Raw genomic sequence first — 16,189 nt, 5'->3', positions numbered from 1 at the left:
ATCAAATTATAACTCCCGTTTATGAAGTTTACGGTTTTCCATCACATACACCATTCTTTTCCATTTGATAGGTTCCGTTTTTTTCCCGTCTGGTTGATGAGAAGTAGGATCATAATAATTGGCATAGCCTGCAGCAGGCTGTCCTGATTTAATAGGTTCGCTGGTCTCAAGGTGTACAGGTCCACCCCATAAATATTCTATGCCGACCATTGTATTTTCAATAAAATCCTGTTTTAACGGTTTATTTTCAAATTTATGATTCAAATACAATATTCCATCTTTTGTGCCTGCTCTATCAACAAATATCTCAGGAGGGTGATACAGCGTATCAATGATCATATCCTTGTAATCTTCAGCCTTTTTGGATTTAATATAGTATTTCCAGGACATTCTGGACTGATCAAACCGCTTACCAGCAACGAAAAGGTTATGCTTGGTAACAAATTCCTGATCAATATAGGTATTGATGAACGTAAAATCATTAAAATTTTCACGAACTTTTAATATAAATTCAACTCCTGAATCATTTCTCTTGTTATATTTTTTCTTTTCAAATTCATCTTTTAAAAACATATAATCAAACGAATAGCATCCCCTGTCTTCCATCTCTTCAATATGTTGAAACAATCTCATCCCCAGAGCATAGGGATTTAATCCGACCTTTGGCATGGCGGTTACATTTGCATTTACTTTGGCATAGTCGATTTCATGGCCGCAGATCCTGTCATCTCTCATAAAAAGATATTCATGCCAGTAGCTTGCCCACCCCTCGTTCATGATTTTTGTTCTAATCTGCGGTTGAAAATATAAAGAGGTGTTTTTAACAATTTGAACCACGGATTTAATCCATTGATTTTCATCTTCTTTTAAAAACGATGAATGTCGAAGAATATATTCAACTATATCAAGTTCAGGTTTTAATTTAACGGTCAATTCTTTTTTATATAATTCATCAAATTCAGGATATTGGCTGACAACCTGATCAAAAAATTCTTCATTGATGTTGTCTGTGGCATTAAATCGTGTGATCTCTTTTAAATATTCATGGGTAGAAACCTTTTTATTTTTTTGTAAAAAAATATCAAAATAAAAATCTATTTTACTCAATTTATGTTGGGTTCCATTCATGATCGTATGGTTGAGTTCCTTTTGATACCCTACCAGATTATCAATACCGCGTGAAAATTCAATGGCATAATCAACCCATCTGCCCTTTTCAGATCTGAGCTGGGCAATCAGACGTTTATCCGCCAATGCCTGACCTGTTAAATCAACATCCCATGTGTTTTTATAGAAAAGATTATTTTGAAAAAAATCAATATGCCCGAGAACATGATAAAAAATCATCACATTGAGCCAGTCCGGGTTATTATCATTATAAAATGAAATGGCAGGTCTGGTATTGATGACCGTTTCATATGGATTTGAAGGGTAAGCTTCATACCTCCCCTTTCCGGACAACACCCTCACATCATGCACCCAGTAGTCATAAAGCGTGGGTATCATGACCTTGGGACTGAGTTCAATCATATCGCGATTGGTCACAATATATTCAAGGGTTTCATCATCAAACTTCAACCCTTGATCCCGGGCCCTTAATTTACATTCTTCCATTATGCCTTTGACATGTTGGCTGACAAGTTCCATTGTTATCTCACTTTCAGGTTAAGTGCCAATCAAAAACCATCCGTTTTACCGATTATTGTGTTGATCTGAAATGTTAATCCCCAATGAACAAAAGGGGTATTTTCAAAAAAATTTCAGGTTTTAGTTCAGACACCAGGCAACCCCTTTCTTTTATGAAATAAGCCGTTTTATACCTTGAATTATTCTGGAATCATCCGAATTTTCATCCATTACATCCAGCTTGATCAAGGTACTGTGTTTGGTGAGCAAATTGGATGCTTTTAAATATTTTTCCACCTCAGTCTGCTTTGACCCGACATAAGAATGTTCTACAATGGAAATCCCGATCCTTGAAACATAATTCATCATTTTTTCAATTTCGACAATGGTCTGTTTTCCTTCCTTATCCCAGTCATCTCCGTCTGTACCGTGAAAAACATAAATATTATAATCCCGGGCCAAGTTCTCCCTTTCTACAATATCATTCACCATTTTAAATGCTGTAAACACCTTTGTACCGCCAGCAACTTTATAGGAATAATACTTATAAAAATCCGACACCTCTTTGGCTTCCGTATCGTGAAGGATAAAACGGGTTTCCACCTGTTTTTCGTATTGGTACAACAGCCAGGAATACAGCATCACATGCTGGGAAACAACGGTCTGGGTAACTTTACCCCCCATTGATCCAGAATAGTCCCTCAAAAAAAACACAAGGGCCTGGGACTCATAATCTTTCTCCCTGGATAAAATTCTGTAAATCATGTCCTGTGGTGAGATTATAAATTTTGTAGGATCGATATTTGCCACATCCGGGATATTTCCCAGGGTAATATTGGTTTCAACTATCCTCTTTAATGTTGCTTTTTTATCCAGGATCTGACCTACTCCCCTGTTCTTGTCGGTCAGATCATAGACATATCGTGCCAGAGTTCTTTTCTTCCCTTTGTCTTTTAAATTGGGCAGCTGGAAATCCTGGGATAAAACCTTGCCAAGCTCATATGCGTTGGATTCAAGTTCATGCTCACTACCCTTTCCTTCTCCTGGCCCTTCTCCTGAACCTTCTTCTCCATCCTCTCCTTCTTCAGGACGGACCGGTTGTTCTCCAATGATATCTCCTTCTTCGCCCTCACCTGTTCCGCCGGTGGGTTCACCTTCTCCGGGTTCCTGATTCAGGTTTGTTTCATCATGAACAAATTTTTCTTCAACCGTTGTCGGGACGATTATGATCTTATCTTTTCCACCTGTTCCGGGCTTGACAATTCTTCCAATACGGATTTTTCGTTTAAACCCGTCTTCTTCTCTTCTTTTATCTTTTTCAAGAAGTTCATCAAGGGTTATCATCAGTATTTACCTCCTCCCCTGTCTATTTATCATCCTCTTGACTGCAAAAATATTCAATGGTTTTCTGAGCACAGGTTCTGCAATACCCAAGTTTTTCATTCATGGTATAAATCATTCTATCATAAAGTTTTTGATTTTCTTCGTTGGTTCTGTTGGCAAGAGCGCCAATTAATGAACCGGCACCGGCAATATCTGATTTAAGCCTTACATCTGTAATTGCCTTGACCAGTTCCAGGTTGTCCATAAAATCATAGTTTGCATCCACAGACAGTTTCTGTCCATAAATCTTTCTAATAGAATTTCTAAAAGATGCTCTTTGCTCTTCGGTTTTCAAACCAAGCCGCTCTTCAACATTTTTAATATATCTTTCATCTATTTTAAGAGCTTTTAGTTCGCCGGTCTGGGGATCTTTATACTTCCACATCATATCAGGACCAAGATATTCCGCATCAACACCAATGATCATATTTACATAATTCATCACATCTTTTTTTATTGCCAGCGGTTCATCCATGTAGGCATTGAACATCTCTGTCATAATTCTTTCACGGTACAGCCCTCTTGCAATTTTCAAATCCTCCTTGAACTTTGCACGGTCGGCAGGTTCCTGAACATAATCCAGTACCGTTCTTTCAAGAGCATTAAAAATATCCAGAGCAAACATACATTGGCCTTCATTGGTTTCAGAACTTTCCAACAAAAGCTGTACAGCCCGACCAAGATTTCTCTGTCCAAGGCCTTTTTGCCCAAATCTTTTGGTGATATCCGTATCCTGGTTTAAAGAATCAATCAGCTCAGCAAGGGTTTTAAGGCTTTTTTCTCCGGCGATCTCTCCTGCTGCCAGCTTCATAATTTCCACTGGAGTTAACTTGTCTGATCTGGGCAATCTAGTCAGGACAACACCAATGGATGCTGCATAATTTAAATTCGGGTCATGATGCAGTATTTTTGAATCAAGGGACCGTTTTGTATCCGTACCAATGGCATACTCTGTCAAGGTTTTCTGAATTTTGTAATCCGTATTATGAGCCACATAACAGATCCTGCAACGATCTACAATAGGCGCTTCTTCTCTTTCGGAAAGAAACGAATCAAATTCGGAATTATTACTGGTGGCAATAATCAATGTATCAATGGGCCATTTAAATCCGTCCATTTCAATCATCCGGTTTTGGATTACCCCGAGATACACCTGTACCAGATCTTTCTTGTTTTTATAAATTTCATCGCTGAAATGAATGCCGCCGCCTGCGACCCTTGCCAGTGCACCTCTTCGCAGATCAAACCGATACGGATTATTGGAATCGGAAATATGAAGCAGTCTTTGAATGGATTCTTCTCCCATAAGGTCCACGGCAGATGAGGTAATCTTATCCTTGGCCGGATATTTGCCTGTAATCGTTCCAAGGCTTTCAATCAAGGGGACCGGCGTAATTTCAACAAATGACAACATCTTGTTAATGTCATTGTCACAATGTTCCCGGATCTGATTTAGGATATAAGCAGAACAGGCTCCCAAAGGACGATATTTATCATACAGGTTATCTATTTGACTGGCAGTAAATTTAAATTTCTTTGCAAACAGCTCTTTTGACTCATCCTTTATTTCGCACAGACTCATGGCCAGGATCATAGGATCTTCATAGGTCTGGGATTCAATAAAATTAATCTTACCATACCCACCAATCTGATCCAAATTAACATACCTGAATGTATACTTCCTATTTTGGGGAATGCTTAAAAACTCCCTATATCTCGCACAAAGATATTCCACAAAAAAAGTCTTACCATTGCCGGGTTCGCCCACCAGAACGAAGGCCATCTCCCTTGATGATCCGCCTTCCGAGGCATCTTTCACAAATGAAACAAAACTGTTTATTTCATCGTACATTCCTACCAGATGCTTTTTCCCCTGACTGAATATATCAAACTGATATGTTGATTTTCCTTTAACTGTAATTTTTTGAATACCCGCATCAAGGATCATTCTGGAAACACCCTGAAAAGCATCTTCAAATACTCGTTTTCCTTTTTTAACTGCATCAACGTGACTGATTAAAGTTTTCGGATCTGTTTTGCCGACCATTTTACCCTCCCCTGGGCAGCAAGGAGGCTTATGCTGCCATTCAAATTGATTGGAATTCCTTTTTACTTTCTGCCAATGGCAGACAAATAATACTTGGGTAGATATTTATTAACGCTTACCAATATAAATCAAGCAATACATACTTTTTTTTTATGATTGTTTTAATCTTATCAAGATAAAAAAACAGAGTCAAATGATTTACTCAATCTCATATTCCTTTTCATTTTACAGTTATTCGCACCTGTAACAAGTAAAAAATATTCACACTGTTTTTAATTTTTATTTTCTCCTCAAAAAAAATTAAATCATCTATTAGACAAGTATACATGCTTTTTTAAAACCTGAAAGCAGTTTCTTAAAATTTTTCTTTTTCACAAGACTTTATTTATTTAAAAAAATTCAATAAACTTAAGCAGGTTGTCGATTCAACCAGAGTCAACTAACATTAGTAACAATGAGGATAAAATGACAAAAAAAAAATTATTATCAGTTATTGACATCATTAAAGAACTGAACATAGGTAAAGTTACAACAAAATTTTTACTGAAACGGTTCGGCAAATGGATGCCTTATGACCTCATTGACGGACAGCCTTTTTATCCCATTGAAACGATTAAAAAACTCTTTATGATACAAGAAAGTCTGGAAATGGGTATGCTTCCCAGTGATATTGAAAAAAAACTGGATGCTTCATGTAGTTCGGATGAGCCTTACCCCCTTTTTGAAAACCAGCCTATGCAAGAAGATGTCCGCCTCAGCATGGACGGATTGAATCTTTTGAAATCCGTTTTCAGGGACATTGGTGAACAACAGAAAAGAATTGCCATAGCCCATGAAAAAAGAGCTGCAGCCGAAGAAAGAAAAGCTGCAGCCATTGAAAAAAGAGCTGAAGCTGAAGAAAAAAAAGCCGATGCCATGAATAATATTGCCGATGCATTGCAGGAAATGAACACGCTTCGGGGGGGTGACCCTGCTGTTCAACAAATTGTTCATCAGGCAAGCGCTGTCATTACAAACTATGATCCTGACAACACTGACAAAAAAGCCCCCCCTATTAAAATGGATAACCTGTCATTACTATTAGATGAGGCAGAAAATAACGATGATTTGTCATTATTATTGGATGACACAAAAGAGCAGAATGAACTGATGGATGATCTGTCCATACTAATTGATGAAGTCTCCTGCCCGGAAACTGAATCTGATCAATTAGATGATTTATCATTATCCCTTGATAATGTTTCCTCAGAAGAGGACATCCAGACAGATCAGACTTTGATGCTTGATGACCTGTCGGCCTTAATTGATCAAAATGGCAGTTCAATTAAAACAGAACCACCTGTTGAACCATCTGATGAACTGGATGATCTTTTAAAACTCATTGATGACCCCCTATATGAATCCGTTCTGCCTTACCAAAACCTGGATGATCTTTCATTATTGATAGAACAAGACCCTGTTTTAAAAGAAGAAACAAATAATACCGTGCAAGATGAAGACTTGAAAATGGATGATTTATCAAAACTAATTGATGATCAGACCAATAATGGAGCCAATTCTTTTGACAATGAAGAGTCAAAAAACACCCCTGTCATAAAAATTGATGTCGCACCAGAAGACAATCTGGAAAAATATAAGGCTGCCGTCATGAAAATTATAATCGGACTGGAAGCAGACGGCTTAGATGTTGAAGCAGCAACAAACCGGCTGAACCAAAATAAAGTCAAAACATTGTCCGGAAATCCCAAATGGAACCAAAAAGCTATTTTACAAATCTATAAATTCATCAGGTCTGCAAAATAAATTTTTATTATTTTGCACCTGCTTGTTTTGCAAAACGTGTATCAACGAATTTTTCAAGATCAATCAGACTGGTCATGATCTTCATATCGTCCATCATATATTTTTGGATTGTATCAAGGTCATCAATTATTGGAAACAACTCACCTGTCAGTATCCGATCAGGCGGATCAGTGAGTACTTTTTTGATAACGTCCTTATCCTGGGAAAGAAAATTTCCGCCGATGATAGACGCAGGGTCAGGTTGTGCATCAACAGCAAGACCGGATCTTACAAAACTGTTACATATTTCCTGAATGGCTTCAGGATGTTTTTCAATGATTTCATTTCTCATGACAAAAACACAGCAGGGATGATTGGGCCATAAGTCCTTGGAAAGACAAAATTCTTCCCCATGCCCATTGGCAACAACTTGCGATCCAAAGGGTTCTGCAACAATAAAGCCTCCGATTTCACCTTCTTCGTCCAATTCTATGGCTTCAGGCATCTGAAAGGGTGCAACCACTTCAAGAATAACATCAATGCCTTTTTCAGTTGATCTTCCTGGCTTTAAGCCTTTTTCAGACAAAAGCCTATGAAACAGCATATTATGAACCGAAAGTTGATATGGGATAAGTACTATTTTTCCGGCAAAATCTTCTATCGTTTCAATATATGCATTTTTACTTTTAACAAGTACACTTCCTGATTTATGGGCAAATAGCAACAATTTCAAATCAACCCCGGACTTAAACATGTCCATAGCCGTCGGAGCAAGCAAAAAGGCACCATCAAGAGACTTCACAGAAAGCGCATCAGCCACCTCATTCCATCCATTCTTCAGCACAGGTTTAAGAGTACAATGTTCAAACTTTTCCATACCCTTTTTTAATTTAAGGTCTGTTACACCAAGAATAAGATGATCTGTAATTTTAAGATAACCAATCTTTATTTCAGGTTTTTCCGCCATTGTGATACCTCCGGGTTATGTGCTTGGACGAAAACAATCCGCTTTATAATGCTTCACTTAATTTCAAAGTCAGCAACAAAGTACTTGACAAACCAGATGCCAATTGTTTGATTGTGCAAAATGTTACATAATTTCTATTTAAAGTAAAGATTTATTTACCTTAAACGCTTGTTAGCAAACATTTTCAGAGATTACTTGAAAAACAAAAAAGACATTAATATCCATTACATAATGCTTAACAGATATTTTCCCAAAGCAAGATCTTCCGGGGTTGTAATTTTAATATTCAGCTTAGATCCTTTAACAACAAAAACCTTTTGGCCGGAATGTTCTATCATCGAAGCATCATCGGTCCCTGAAAAACAAGTTGCCCCTGCATGCTCAAACGCATCCCATATCAACTCCATTTTAAAGACCTGGGGGGTTTGTGCTTTATACAGATTCTCTCTGTTTAATGTTTTTTCAATAGACAAGTTTTCAGAAACCTGTTTTACGGTGTCAGTAATTTTAACAGCGGGAATACAGGCACCATATTCAACAGCACTATGTATACACTCCTCAATAATACGTTGATCGACAAAAGGACGAACGCCATCATGAATCATAACCATGGTTTTTTTTTCATGATTTCTTCTATCTCTAACCTTTTTCAAGCCATTTAAGACGGAATCTTGTCTTTCTTTCCCGCCCTCAACCAAGTGAATCTTTTTTGCAAATCCAAAAGGATCAATAATATTTTTTTTACAATATGCCATCTCATCTTGTGGAACAACAAGTACAATTTCATTGAGTTGATCACACCTGTCAAACACCATGATGGTGCGGGTTAGAATCGGAATTCCCTCCAGGCAAAGATACTGTTTTTTTGTTTTTAATCCCATCCTCAAGCCCTTGCCAGCGGCAACAACAATGACAAAAGTTTCTAAACTCTGCATATCAGCTCAAATAGGCCAGTTCTTTTGGCAAGGGGATGCCTTTTCCAATGAGATCTTCTCCATAATTCACACCGGCAAGAATTTTCAAATCATTTAATGCCCGCAAATCCCCTTTAAACTGAACGACTTCTATCTCTTCTTTTTTTATCTTCCCTCCGGCCCATTGAATATCCAGAACACTTGCAGCATCAAAACTATCATTATTTACAAGCAGTTTAACTTCACCGCCATAATGCTGAACAATCTTAGCAACCAAAAGGCTTGGGCGGCTATGAAACCCACGATCCTTGGGAATCCCGACTTCTATAATCGAAGTCTCCATATTTTCATTCAATATTCTGGATGCCAGGTCTTTTCCTGTGGATAAAAACCTCCAGGCATAAAATAAACAAAAATTAACTGCCCTATCCAAAACAACATCAGGATCAATAAGGTTGGATAAAGATTCACTGACATTCTTATAAACATCCTTAAACCCGATATCATACAGATGACGTTCGTAAAAATGCAACAAACTGCCTGCAACCTGAAGGATATGAAATACAATGGAAAAATGACTTCTAAGTTGTTCAAGCAACAAATTTCCTGATGAAGACTTTGTATTGACCACATATGAATCAAATGAAGACTGGATATTATGAATCAACATTTCATATCTTCTGATGATGACTTCATTGAATTGTTCCGGTACAAGATCATTTATTTTTTTTAAATCATACCGCTCATAAAATGCAAATTGATCAAAATCTTTTACAACTTCTAAAAATTCACTGGCAATCCGTGTCAGGTTCTCTCTTTGTTTGTCTTTGGCATTAGAATCATCAATATTATGATCAAGCTGTTGGACAGATGAAATTCCAGGAAAATAATTCAAGTTATACCCAGTAGCCGGGATATTAATTTTCAAGCGACGGGCTTCTTCTAAAATCACGGGCGCAGCAAGTTTTATAGAATCTTGTAAGATTTTCAGCGTGTCAAATGCTTCAAGCTTGAATGTCTCATAACGATTTTCTTGAAAAAAATAAAACTTAAACCGATTTAGAATATGTCGTTGAGAATAGCAAGCCAATGAAAGATGACGAATGGTTGCCGATAATTCACGATAAAAAACCCATTCTTTATTTTTTTTCGCTCCATGAAAGTCTAAAAAATCTTCAAGTATATGAGAGGTTGTAATCAGCTTTGAGTATAATTTTTTTGTAAAAACATAATCATTATCTTCAATTTCCACAACAAACAAAATACATTTCAGATATTCAAAAGAAAAAATATTGGCTTTTTCCTTAAAAGAAATATCGCAAAAATAATTCATGTTCAATAATCCAATACTAAATTAAAAGCTCGGCCTGACCAGTTGATAAGCCGAATTCTGTTACCTGTTCTCGTTACCGTAGAACAGGTCAACGATCATTCATCTGGGATGTACGTTGCCGCACACCTCACGCGACCTACCCGAAAACTTGGGCGGACAACCCTCAAGCGTTTCCCTATTTGGTCTTGCACCGGACGGGGTTTACCAAGCTTTTCCAGTCACCTGGAAAACTGGTGCGCTCTTACCGCACCGTTTCACCCTTACCCGGATCAAATTCCATCCGGGCGGTCTACTCTCTGCTGCACTTTCCTTCACGTCACCGCGACTCCACGTTATGGAGCGTCCTGTCCTGTGGTGTTCGGACTTTCCTCCAGGTTTAAAACCCAGCGATCGTTTTGCCTGGTCAGACCGAGCTTTATATATTTATAATTTATGTATTTATATGATATAAAATCCTACTGCATTGCGGACATGAAATCAATGAGTTCCCACGCTGCACTTCAATATATAATTGAGGCGGTACATTCATAAAACACCCCATGCACACTTCGTTTTCCACATTGACTACGGCAAGCCCCCCATTCATTTTTGATATCTTTGCAAACCGGTTCATCAAAGATGGATCAAGACTTTTACCTATTTCTTCCTGTCTGTCAAGATATTCATCAAGCAACTCTCGATCATCTATTGATTTTTTATCAATATCATTTTGTTCAGCATCTATTTGGTCCTTGAGAAGTTTATATTCATTCTCATTTTCCTGAACAATTTTTTCCATTTTTTCTTTTTCATCCAGATGTTCGAGTAATTCAGTTTCCAGAGCATCTTTGCGTTTTTTGTTATCATCCACTTCTCTTAAAAAAAGCTGATACTCCTTATTGGTCTTCACCATCCTTAATTTTTCATTACTTTTAACAATACGCTCATCAATGATTTGAATTTCCATTTCAATATCCCGGCAAGCTTTAACAGCACTTGAAAAATTTTCTTTATGATCTTCCAAGGCATTTCCAAACTGTTTTAACCTGATACTTAAATTTTCTTTTTCCTTTTCAACTTTTTCCAGAACAGTTTTCAGCCTGAAAATTTGAGTTTCAGCTTCCTGGAGTTTGACAAGGGTTTCTATATCCGGTTTGGAAATATCATTCATAACAATATCCTTAAACTATAATAAATGGATCTTTTTCTTTTTTGAACTTTTTTATTTGTATATTCAACCCGGCCATTTGAATGGCATGGCCTAATTTATCAGCAAGCAACTCTACTGCCATATGTTCAGAACCAAAATGCCCCACATCAACCAATCCTTTTGAATATTCTTCAATACGTCTTGCTTCATGATATTTTATATCTCCGGTGATATAAAGATCCGCACCAGACCTCAAGAACTCATCAATCAGAGAGCCACCGCTGCCGGTACAAATAGCAACAGTTGTTACGGGCAAATCCATATCGCCTGTTACACGCAGATGTTTTAAATCAAGTTTTTCTTTTATTTGATGAACAAAATATTTAAGCAGAATCGGGGATTCCAGATATCCAATTCTGCCGATACCGGTCATTGCATCCTTTGGCATAGATGATGACGGATCAATAAGAAATGCACCGGTTGTATTGATGCCAATCTTTGATGCAAAATAATCATTTAATCCATCAGGTGCCTTATCAAGATTCGTATGGGCTGATATTATACTGATTTTTTGCCTTGCAGCGATTTCAATCGCTTTGCCCGGCATTTTATTGAAATCAATTGATTTTTCGGGGGAGATCATCAAAGGGTGATGGGTGAGTACAAGGTCTGAATTCCATTTTTCCGCAGCATTCATTAATGGCAGGGACACATCAAGCCCGATCATTACTTTTTTTACCTCCCAACTCAAATTTCCCGCCTGAAGCCCTGAATTATCCCAATCTTCAGCAATATCAAAAGGGGCAATAGTATTGAGCAATCCCAATATATCCTTTGTTTTAACCATAACAGGCCTACTGACAAATAAAAAAAGCGTGGTATATTACCACGCTTTTTTTTATATCCGGTTGATATTCTTCAGACACATTCATATGAGAGCAATATGTCCTTTGCAATGTTTTATTACAATCATGCTTTTATTACATCCATACAATACACCAGTAATATTTTATTGGTGGGCCCACCTGGAATCGAACCAGGGACCGACCGGTTATGAGCCGGTGGCTCTGCCAAACTGAGCTATAGGCCCTTTCATTAGCACAAACTTGGACTATATATACAACTAAGCATTTTATGTCAAGATTTAATTCTCAATAAAGGTCTTAAGTTTTTTACTTCTGGTTGGATGTCTCAATTTTCTCAAAGCCTTTGCCTCAATTTGGCGTATACGTTCTCTTGTCACGGTAAAATCCTTTCCAACTTCTTCCAGGGTATGGTCGGATTTTTCACCAATACCAAACCGCATTCGAAGTACCTTTTCCTCTCGTGGTGTCAAAGTCGCAAGAATTTTCCGGGTCTGCTCTGCAAGGCTGAAATCAATGGCTGCATCCGAAGGAATGGAAAATTTCTTATCTTCTATAAAATCACCCAGATGACTGTCTTCTTCCTCTCCAATGGGAGTCTCAAGAGAAATCGGTTCTTTGGCAATTTTTAATACCCGTCGAACCTTTTCAATGGGGATTTCCATTTTTTCCGCAATTTCTTCCGGCGACGGCTCTTTGCCCATTTCCTGCACAAGATATCGTGATGTCCTAATAAGTTTATTTATGGTCTCAATCATGTGAACCGGAATCCTGATGGTCCTGGCCTGATCTGCAATGGCCCGGGTAATGGCTTGCCTGATCCACCAGGTGGCATAAGTTGAAAATTTATACCCCCTTCTGTATTCAAATTTATCGACCGCCTTCATCAAACCGATATTACCTTCCTGAATCAAATCAAGGAATTGCAATCCTCTGTTTGTATATTTTTTTGCAATACTGACAACCAGTCTTAAATTTGCTCTCACCAATTCTCTTTTTGAAAAATCGGCATCTCTGCGACCCTTGTCCACACAATCGACAATCTGCTTTAGACTTTTAGAATCACCCTTAACTTCATTTTTCCTCAAAGCAACCTGGGTTAAAATTGAGCATATATCCTGATATAAAATAACAGCTCTATCCTTGGTTATATCAGAATTGGATATGGATGTGGCCCACTGCACAAAGGTAGTTTCATCAGACACCTGATCCAGCATTTTTCGGGTTTTGACATTAAATGTTTTGGCACATTTTTCCAAAAGATCATCAACTTTATCAAACCATGTAATGGTATTTCTTATACTTTTTTCTATATTATCAATAACATTGGACTCAAACCGCCATCTTTTCAATTCTTCAAATATGATTTCCGTATTGGAGTAAATTTCCTTTGAAACAGTATCATATTTCTTTGATCTTTTGTTCTCCTGGAGCAAGATATCTCTTTTTTCTTGATTTTCCCTGTGAAGCTCTTTAATTACATTTAAGGAACTTAAAAACTTTTCCTGTTTGGAAACTTCATCTACGACCCCATCCCCTTCATCCACGTCTCTTAAAACATGCTTGGGACGCATTGATTTTTTTTCCATCTTTTCACCATACATGAAAATAGTGGACAATGCGATGGGGCAATCCAGCATGGCTCTCAAGACATCACGTTCACCACGCTCAATCTTTTTTGCAATTTCAATCTCTCCCTCGCGACTGAGCAAAGTAACCATCCCCATCTCTTTGAGATACATTTTGACAGGGTCGGTAACAGCACCAAACTCCATATCCGAACGATCTTTTTTAGCAGAAAACAGGTCTTTATTGGCTTTTTTTCCCCTTTTCTCATCTTTTTCATCATCATCTTTTTCATCATAGTCATCATCATCTTTTTCAGACGTTTTTTTAACTTTATCATTAACAATCTTTCTGGATGATGATTTGACTTTTATTTTTGCAGTGCTTTTTTTTGCAGCTTTTTTTATTGTTTCTTTTTCCGTATCAACAAGCTTGATTCCAAGCTCTTTAAATTGCATTACAATATCTTCAATATGATCCAATGATTTCAAATCATGGGATATTGCATCATTAATTTCGGCAAAAGAGAGAGAACCGGTTTTTTCTCCTTTTTTAATAAGCTTTTGTAATTCTTTCTTAGTCATTATTAAATTCTCTCCAGACTTATTTGTCTTACATGCCATAAAATGCCTCCCAAAGGCTTAAAGTTATAACCGATTTTGTAATTGCTGAATTTCTGCCTGTTTTTGCTTTAACAAGTCCATCAATTCAGAATTACAGCCCTTTTCCGCACTTATAATCTTACTTGTTAAAGTGTTTTCCTGCTTTTTTCTTACACGAATAATTCGGTTTATTATAAACAGAGCGGTTTGATTAATATCTTGTTCTGAAAACATATCATTCATAGCATAAGAAGCAATAAGCGATTGATCTTCGTCGTTTTCCATTTTTGCCATAACATTTATAATGAAGGCTGTTTTATCCGAATCCACACTTATAATCTTCTTTCCAATGTACTTTAATTTTTCAGAATAAAAATACTCTAACACATCAGTATTTTTAATTTCATCTATGATTTCAGGATAATTCAGCATCATTGAAATCATTTGTTCTTCTCTTCGATCAGATTCCAGCTTATCTTCATTGTTTTTTTCATTCATCAAAAATGAATTTTTCGTATTATGTTTCAAATACTGCTCCCTGACTTTTTCCAAAACAGCTTTTTCATCGATATTTAATGTTTCAGCAAGCTCTTTAACATATAAAGATCTCAATGCACTATCCTGAATCAAACTCAAATGCTGTTTCATATCATCTAAAATTCTGATCCGGCCTTCAACGGAAAGTCCATGCGTATCAATGGAAACTTTCAAAAGAAATTGCATGACTGTTTTGGCGTTTGACGCAAGGTCATTAAATGCGTCTTGTCCATGCTTTACAATATAAGAATCAGGGTCATTTCCTTCCGGAAGTACAAGCACCCTTGTATCAACTCCTTCTTTCATAAAAATTTCAATGCTTCTTTTTGCAGCATTGATGCCGGCTGCATCAGAGTCAAAAACAAGCACCATTTTGGGTGCATATCCTTTCAGAATTCTCACATGATCAGAAGTTAATGCAGTACCAAGACTGGCTACCGTATTTTTAATACCGTGTTGATAAAGGGATAAAAAATCAAAATACCCCTCCACAATATAAACAAACCCTTCCTGTCTGCAAAATTGTTTTGCTGCATGCAAGCCATATAGAATACGGCTCTTGATGTAAACAGGTGTTTCAGGGGAATTCATATATTTGGGCATGGCATCATCCATCACCCTGCCCCCGAAACCAGCTACCTGCATATTCACATCAAAAATAGGGAACATGATCCGGTTTCTAAACCGGTCATAATACCCATTATTTTGTTTTCTTTCCAATACCAAACCGCATTGGACGGCAACCTTTTTGGAAATTTTCCGTTTTTTTAAAAGATTAACTATCGATTCCCAGTTATCAGGCGAAAACCCCAGTTTAAACTGCTGAATGATATCTTTGGAGATTCCTCTTTTTTCAAGGTATATCCTTGCGTTTTCGCCTTGTTTTGATTGTTTAAGTTCATCAAAATAAAAGCCCATGACAGCTTTGTTTAATCTAAACAGACTCTCTTTAAGCTTTAGTTCATTTCTTGTTACAGGATCAATTTCTTTGGTTTCAATGATAATATTATACTTGCGAGCCAACATTTTTGCAGCTTCTGGAAAAGTTATGCCATGATATTTCATAATAAAAGACAATACATTTCCGCCCGCACTGCAACCAAAACAATGAAAGATCTGTTTACTTGGATTTACAGAAAAAGAGGGAGTTTTTTCAGAATGAAAAGGACATAAACCAAAAAAATTTCTTCCGCTCTTTTTTAAAATAACGGACTCTGAAATAACATCAACAATATCTGAAGTATTTAAAATGTCTGAAATTTTTTCTTCAGGAATATACATCTTTACGACACTGACTCCAAAATTTAACGGTTATGCAAGTAAAATAAGCTAAGTATTTAAAATCACATGTCAATAATTATCTTTACGGATAATTGTTATTTTGAAATCATTTACTTTCACTATATATGTAAAAAAACTTTTGATCATCTGGTTTGTTTA

General features: G+C 37.0%; 11 protein-coding genes, 1 tRNA gene and 1 other RNA gene. 1 reads left to right on the top strand and 12 read right to left on the bottom strand.

Translation table 11 applies throughout. The features are described from left to right. Positions 1-6: 6 nt before the first annotated feature. The 3 genes from BLT94_RS06200 to BLT94_RS06190 all read right to left on the bottom strand — a co-directional run bounded on the left by BLT94_RS06200 (position 7) and on the right by BLT94_RS06190 (position 5,056). Positions 7-1,647, bottom strand: a complete 1,641-nt coding sequence (locus tag BLT94_RS06200; protein ID WP_092231626.1) for a SpoVR family protein — start codon at positions 1,645-1,647, stop codon at positions 7-9. Between the two features lie 150 nt (positions 1,648-1,797). Beyond that, positions 1,798-2,970 (bottom strand): DUF444 family protein, encoded by a 1,173-nt coding sequence (locus BLT94_RS06195; RefSeq protein ID WP_092231624.1) that lies wholly within the window; start codon positions 2,968-2,970, stop codon positions 1,798-1,800. Positions 2,971-2,992: 22 nt separating this feature from the next. Further along, positions 2,993-5,056 (bottom strand): serine protein kinase, encoded by a 2,064-nt coding sequence (locus BLT94_RS06190; protein WP_092231621.1) that lies wholly within the window; start codon positions 5,054-5,056, stop codon positions 2,993-2,995. 465 nt (positions 5,057-5,521) lie between these two features. Here BLT94_RS06190 and BLT94_RS06185 point away from each other — a divergent pair, with 465 nt between their 5' ends. Then, on the top strand, positions 5,522-6,859 hold the full coding sequence (locus tag BLT94_RS06185) for a hypothetical protein (protein WP_092231618.1): 1,338 nt from the start codon (positions 5,522-5,524) through the stop codon (positions 6,857-6,859). A gap of 7 nt (positions 6,860-6,866) precedes the next feature. Here the strand turns inward: BLT94_RS06185 and BLT94_RS06180 are convergent, their stop codons facing one another. From BLT94_RS06180 to dnaG, 9 genes are all read right to left on the bottom strand, one after another. Further along, the gene (locus BLT94_RS06180; RefSeq protein WP_092231616.1) at positions 6,867-7,805 is read right to left on the bottom strand and encodes an ABC transporter substrate-binding protein; all 939 of its coding nucleotides are present in this window, start codon (positions 7,803-7,805) and stop codon (positions 6,867-6,869) included. Positions 7,806-8,029: 224 nt separating this feature from the next. Continuing rightward, positions 8,030-8,740 (bottom strand): 2-C-methyl-D-erythritol 4-phosphate cytidylyltransferase, encoded by a 711-nt coding sequence (gene ispD / locus BLT94_RS06175; protein WP_092231614.1) that lies wholly within the window; start codon positions 8,738-8,740, stop codon positions 8,030-8,032. 1 nt (position 8,741) lies between these two features. Next, positions 8,742-10,052 carry an HPr family phosphocarrier protein gene (locus tag BLT94_RS06170; RefSeq protein ID WP_092231612.1) on the bottom strand — a complete coding sequence of 437 codons (1,311 nt, stop codon included), beginning with the start codon at positions 10,050-10,052 and terminating at the stop codon, positions 8,742-8,744. A gap of 30 nt (positions 10,053-10,082) precedes the next feature. Continuing rightward, an RNA gene (gene rnpB / locus BLT94_RS06165) (RNase P RNA component class A) lies at positions 10,083-10,459 on the bottom strand. Between the two features lie 23 nt (positions 10,460-10,482). Beyond that, the gene (locus BLT94_RS06160) at positions 10,483-11,202 is read right to left on the bottom strand and encodes a zinc ribbon domain-containing protein (RefSeq protein WP_092231610.1); all 720 of its coding nucleotides are present in this window, start codon (positions 11,200-11,202) and stop codon (positions 10,483-10,485) included. Between the two features lie 10 nt (positions 11,203-11,212). Further along, positions 11,213-12,028: a Nif3-like dinuclear metal center hexameric protein gene (locus BLT94_RS06155; protein WP_092231608.1), complete on the bottom strand. Its 816-nt coding sequence runs from the start codon at positions 12,026-12,028 to the stop codon at positions 11,213-11,215. 166 nt (positions 12,029-12,194) lie between these two features. Next, positions 12,195-12,271, bottom strand: a tRNA-Ile gene (locus BLT94_RS06150). 54 nt (positions 12,272-12,325) lie between these two features. Then, entirely contained in the window at positions 12,326-14,233 is a 1,908-nt protein-coding gene (rpoD, locus tag BLT94_RS06145) for an RNA polymerase sigma factor RpoD (protein ID WP_092231606.1), read from the bottom strand. Between the two features lie 24 nt (positions 14,234-14,257). After that, positions 14,258-16,030 (bottom strand): DNA primase, encoded by a 1,773-nt coding sequence (gene dnaG / locus BLT94_RS06140; protein WP_092231604.1) that lies wholly within the window; start codon positions 16,028-16,030, stop codon positions 14,258-14,260. Positions 16,031-16,189: the final 159 nt, after the last annotated feature.

Source organism: Desulfobacula phenolica, assembly GCF_900105645.1.
Classification (GTDB): Bacteria; Desulfobacterota; Desulfobacteria; order Desulfobacterales; family Desulfobacteraceae; genus Desulfobacula; species Desulfobacula toluolica.
Note: the sequence above shows the minus strand (reverse complement) of the source record. Positions and strands in the feature narration are given on the sequence as shown.

Coding starts and splice junctions, on each gene's coding strand:
- BLT94_RS06200 (WP_092231626.1), bottom strand. CDS start 1,647: ATGGAACTTGTCAGCCAACATGTCAAAGGCATAATGGAAGAATGTAAA.
- BLT94_RS06195 (WP_092231624.1), bottom strand. CDS start 2,970: ATGATAACCCTTGATGAACTTCTTGAAAAAGATAAAAGAAGAGAAGAA.
- BLT94_RS06190 (WP_092231621.1), bottom strand. CDS start 5,056: ATGGTCGGCAAAACAGATCCGAAAACTTTAATCAGTCACGTTGATGCA.
- BLT94_RS06185 (WP_092231618.1), top strand. CDS start 5,522: ATGACAAAAAAAAAATTATTATCAGTTATTGACATCATTAAAGAACTG.
- BLT94_RS06180 (WP_092231616.1), bottom strand. CDS start 7,805: ATGGCGGAAAAACCTGAAATAAAGATTGGTTATCTTAAAATTACAGAT.
- ispD (WP_092231614.1), bottom strand. CDS start 8,740: ATGCAGAGTTTAGAAACTTTTGTCATTGTTGTTGCCGCTGGCAAGGGC.
- BLT94_RS06170 (WP_092231612.1), bottom strand. CDS start 10,052: ATGAATTATTTTTGCGATATTTCTTTTAAGGAAAAAGCCAATATTTTT.
- BLT94_RS06160 (WP_092231610.1), bottom strand. CDS start 11,202: ATGAATGATATTTCCAAACCGGATATAGAAACCCTTGTCAAACTCCAG.
- BLT94_RS06155 (WP_092231608.1), bottom strand. CDS start 12,028: ATGGTTAAAACAAAGGATATATTGGGATTGCTCAATACTATTGCCCCT.
- rpoD (WP_092231606.1), bottom strand. CDS start 14,233: ATGGCATGTAAGACAAATAAGTCTGGAGAGAATTTAATAATGACTAAG.
- dnaG (WP_092231604.1), bottom strand. CDS start 16,030: ATGTATATTCCTGAAGAAAAAATTTCAGACATTTTAAATACTTCAGAT.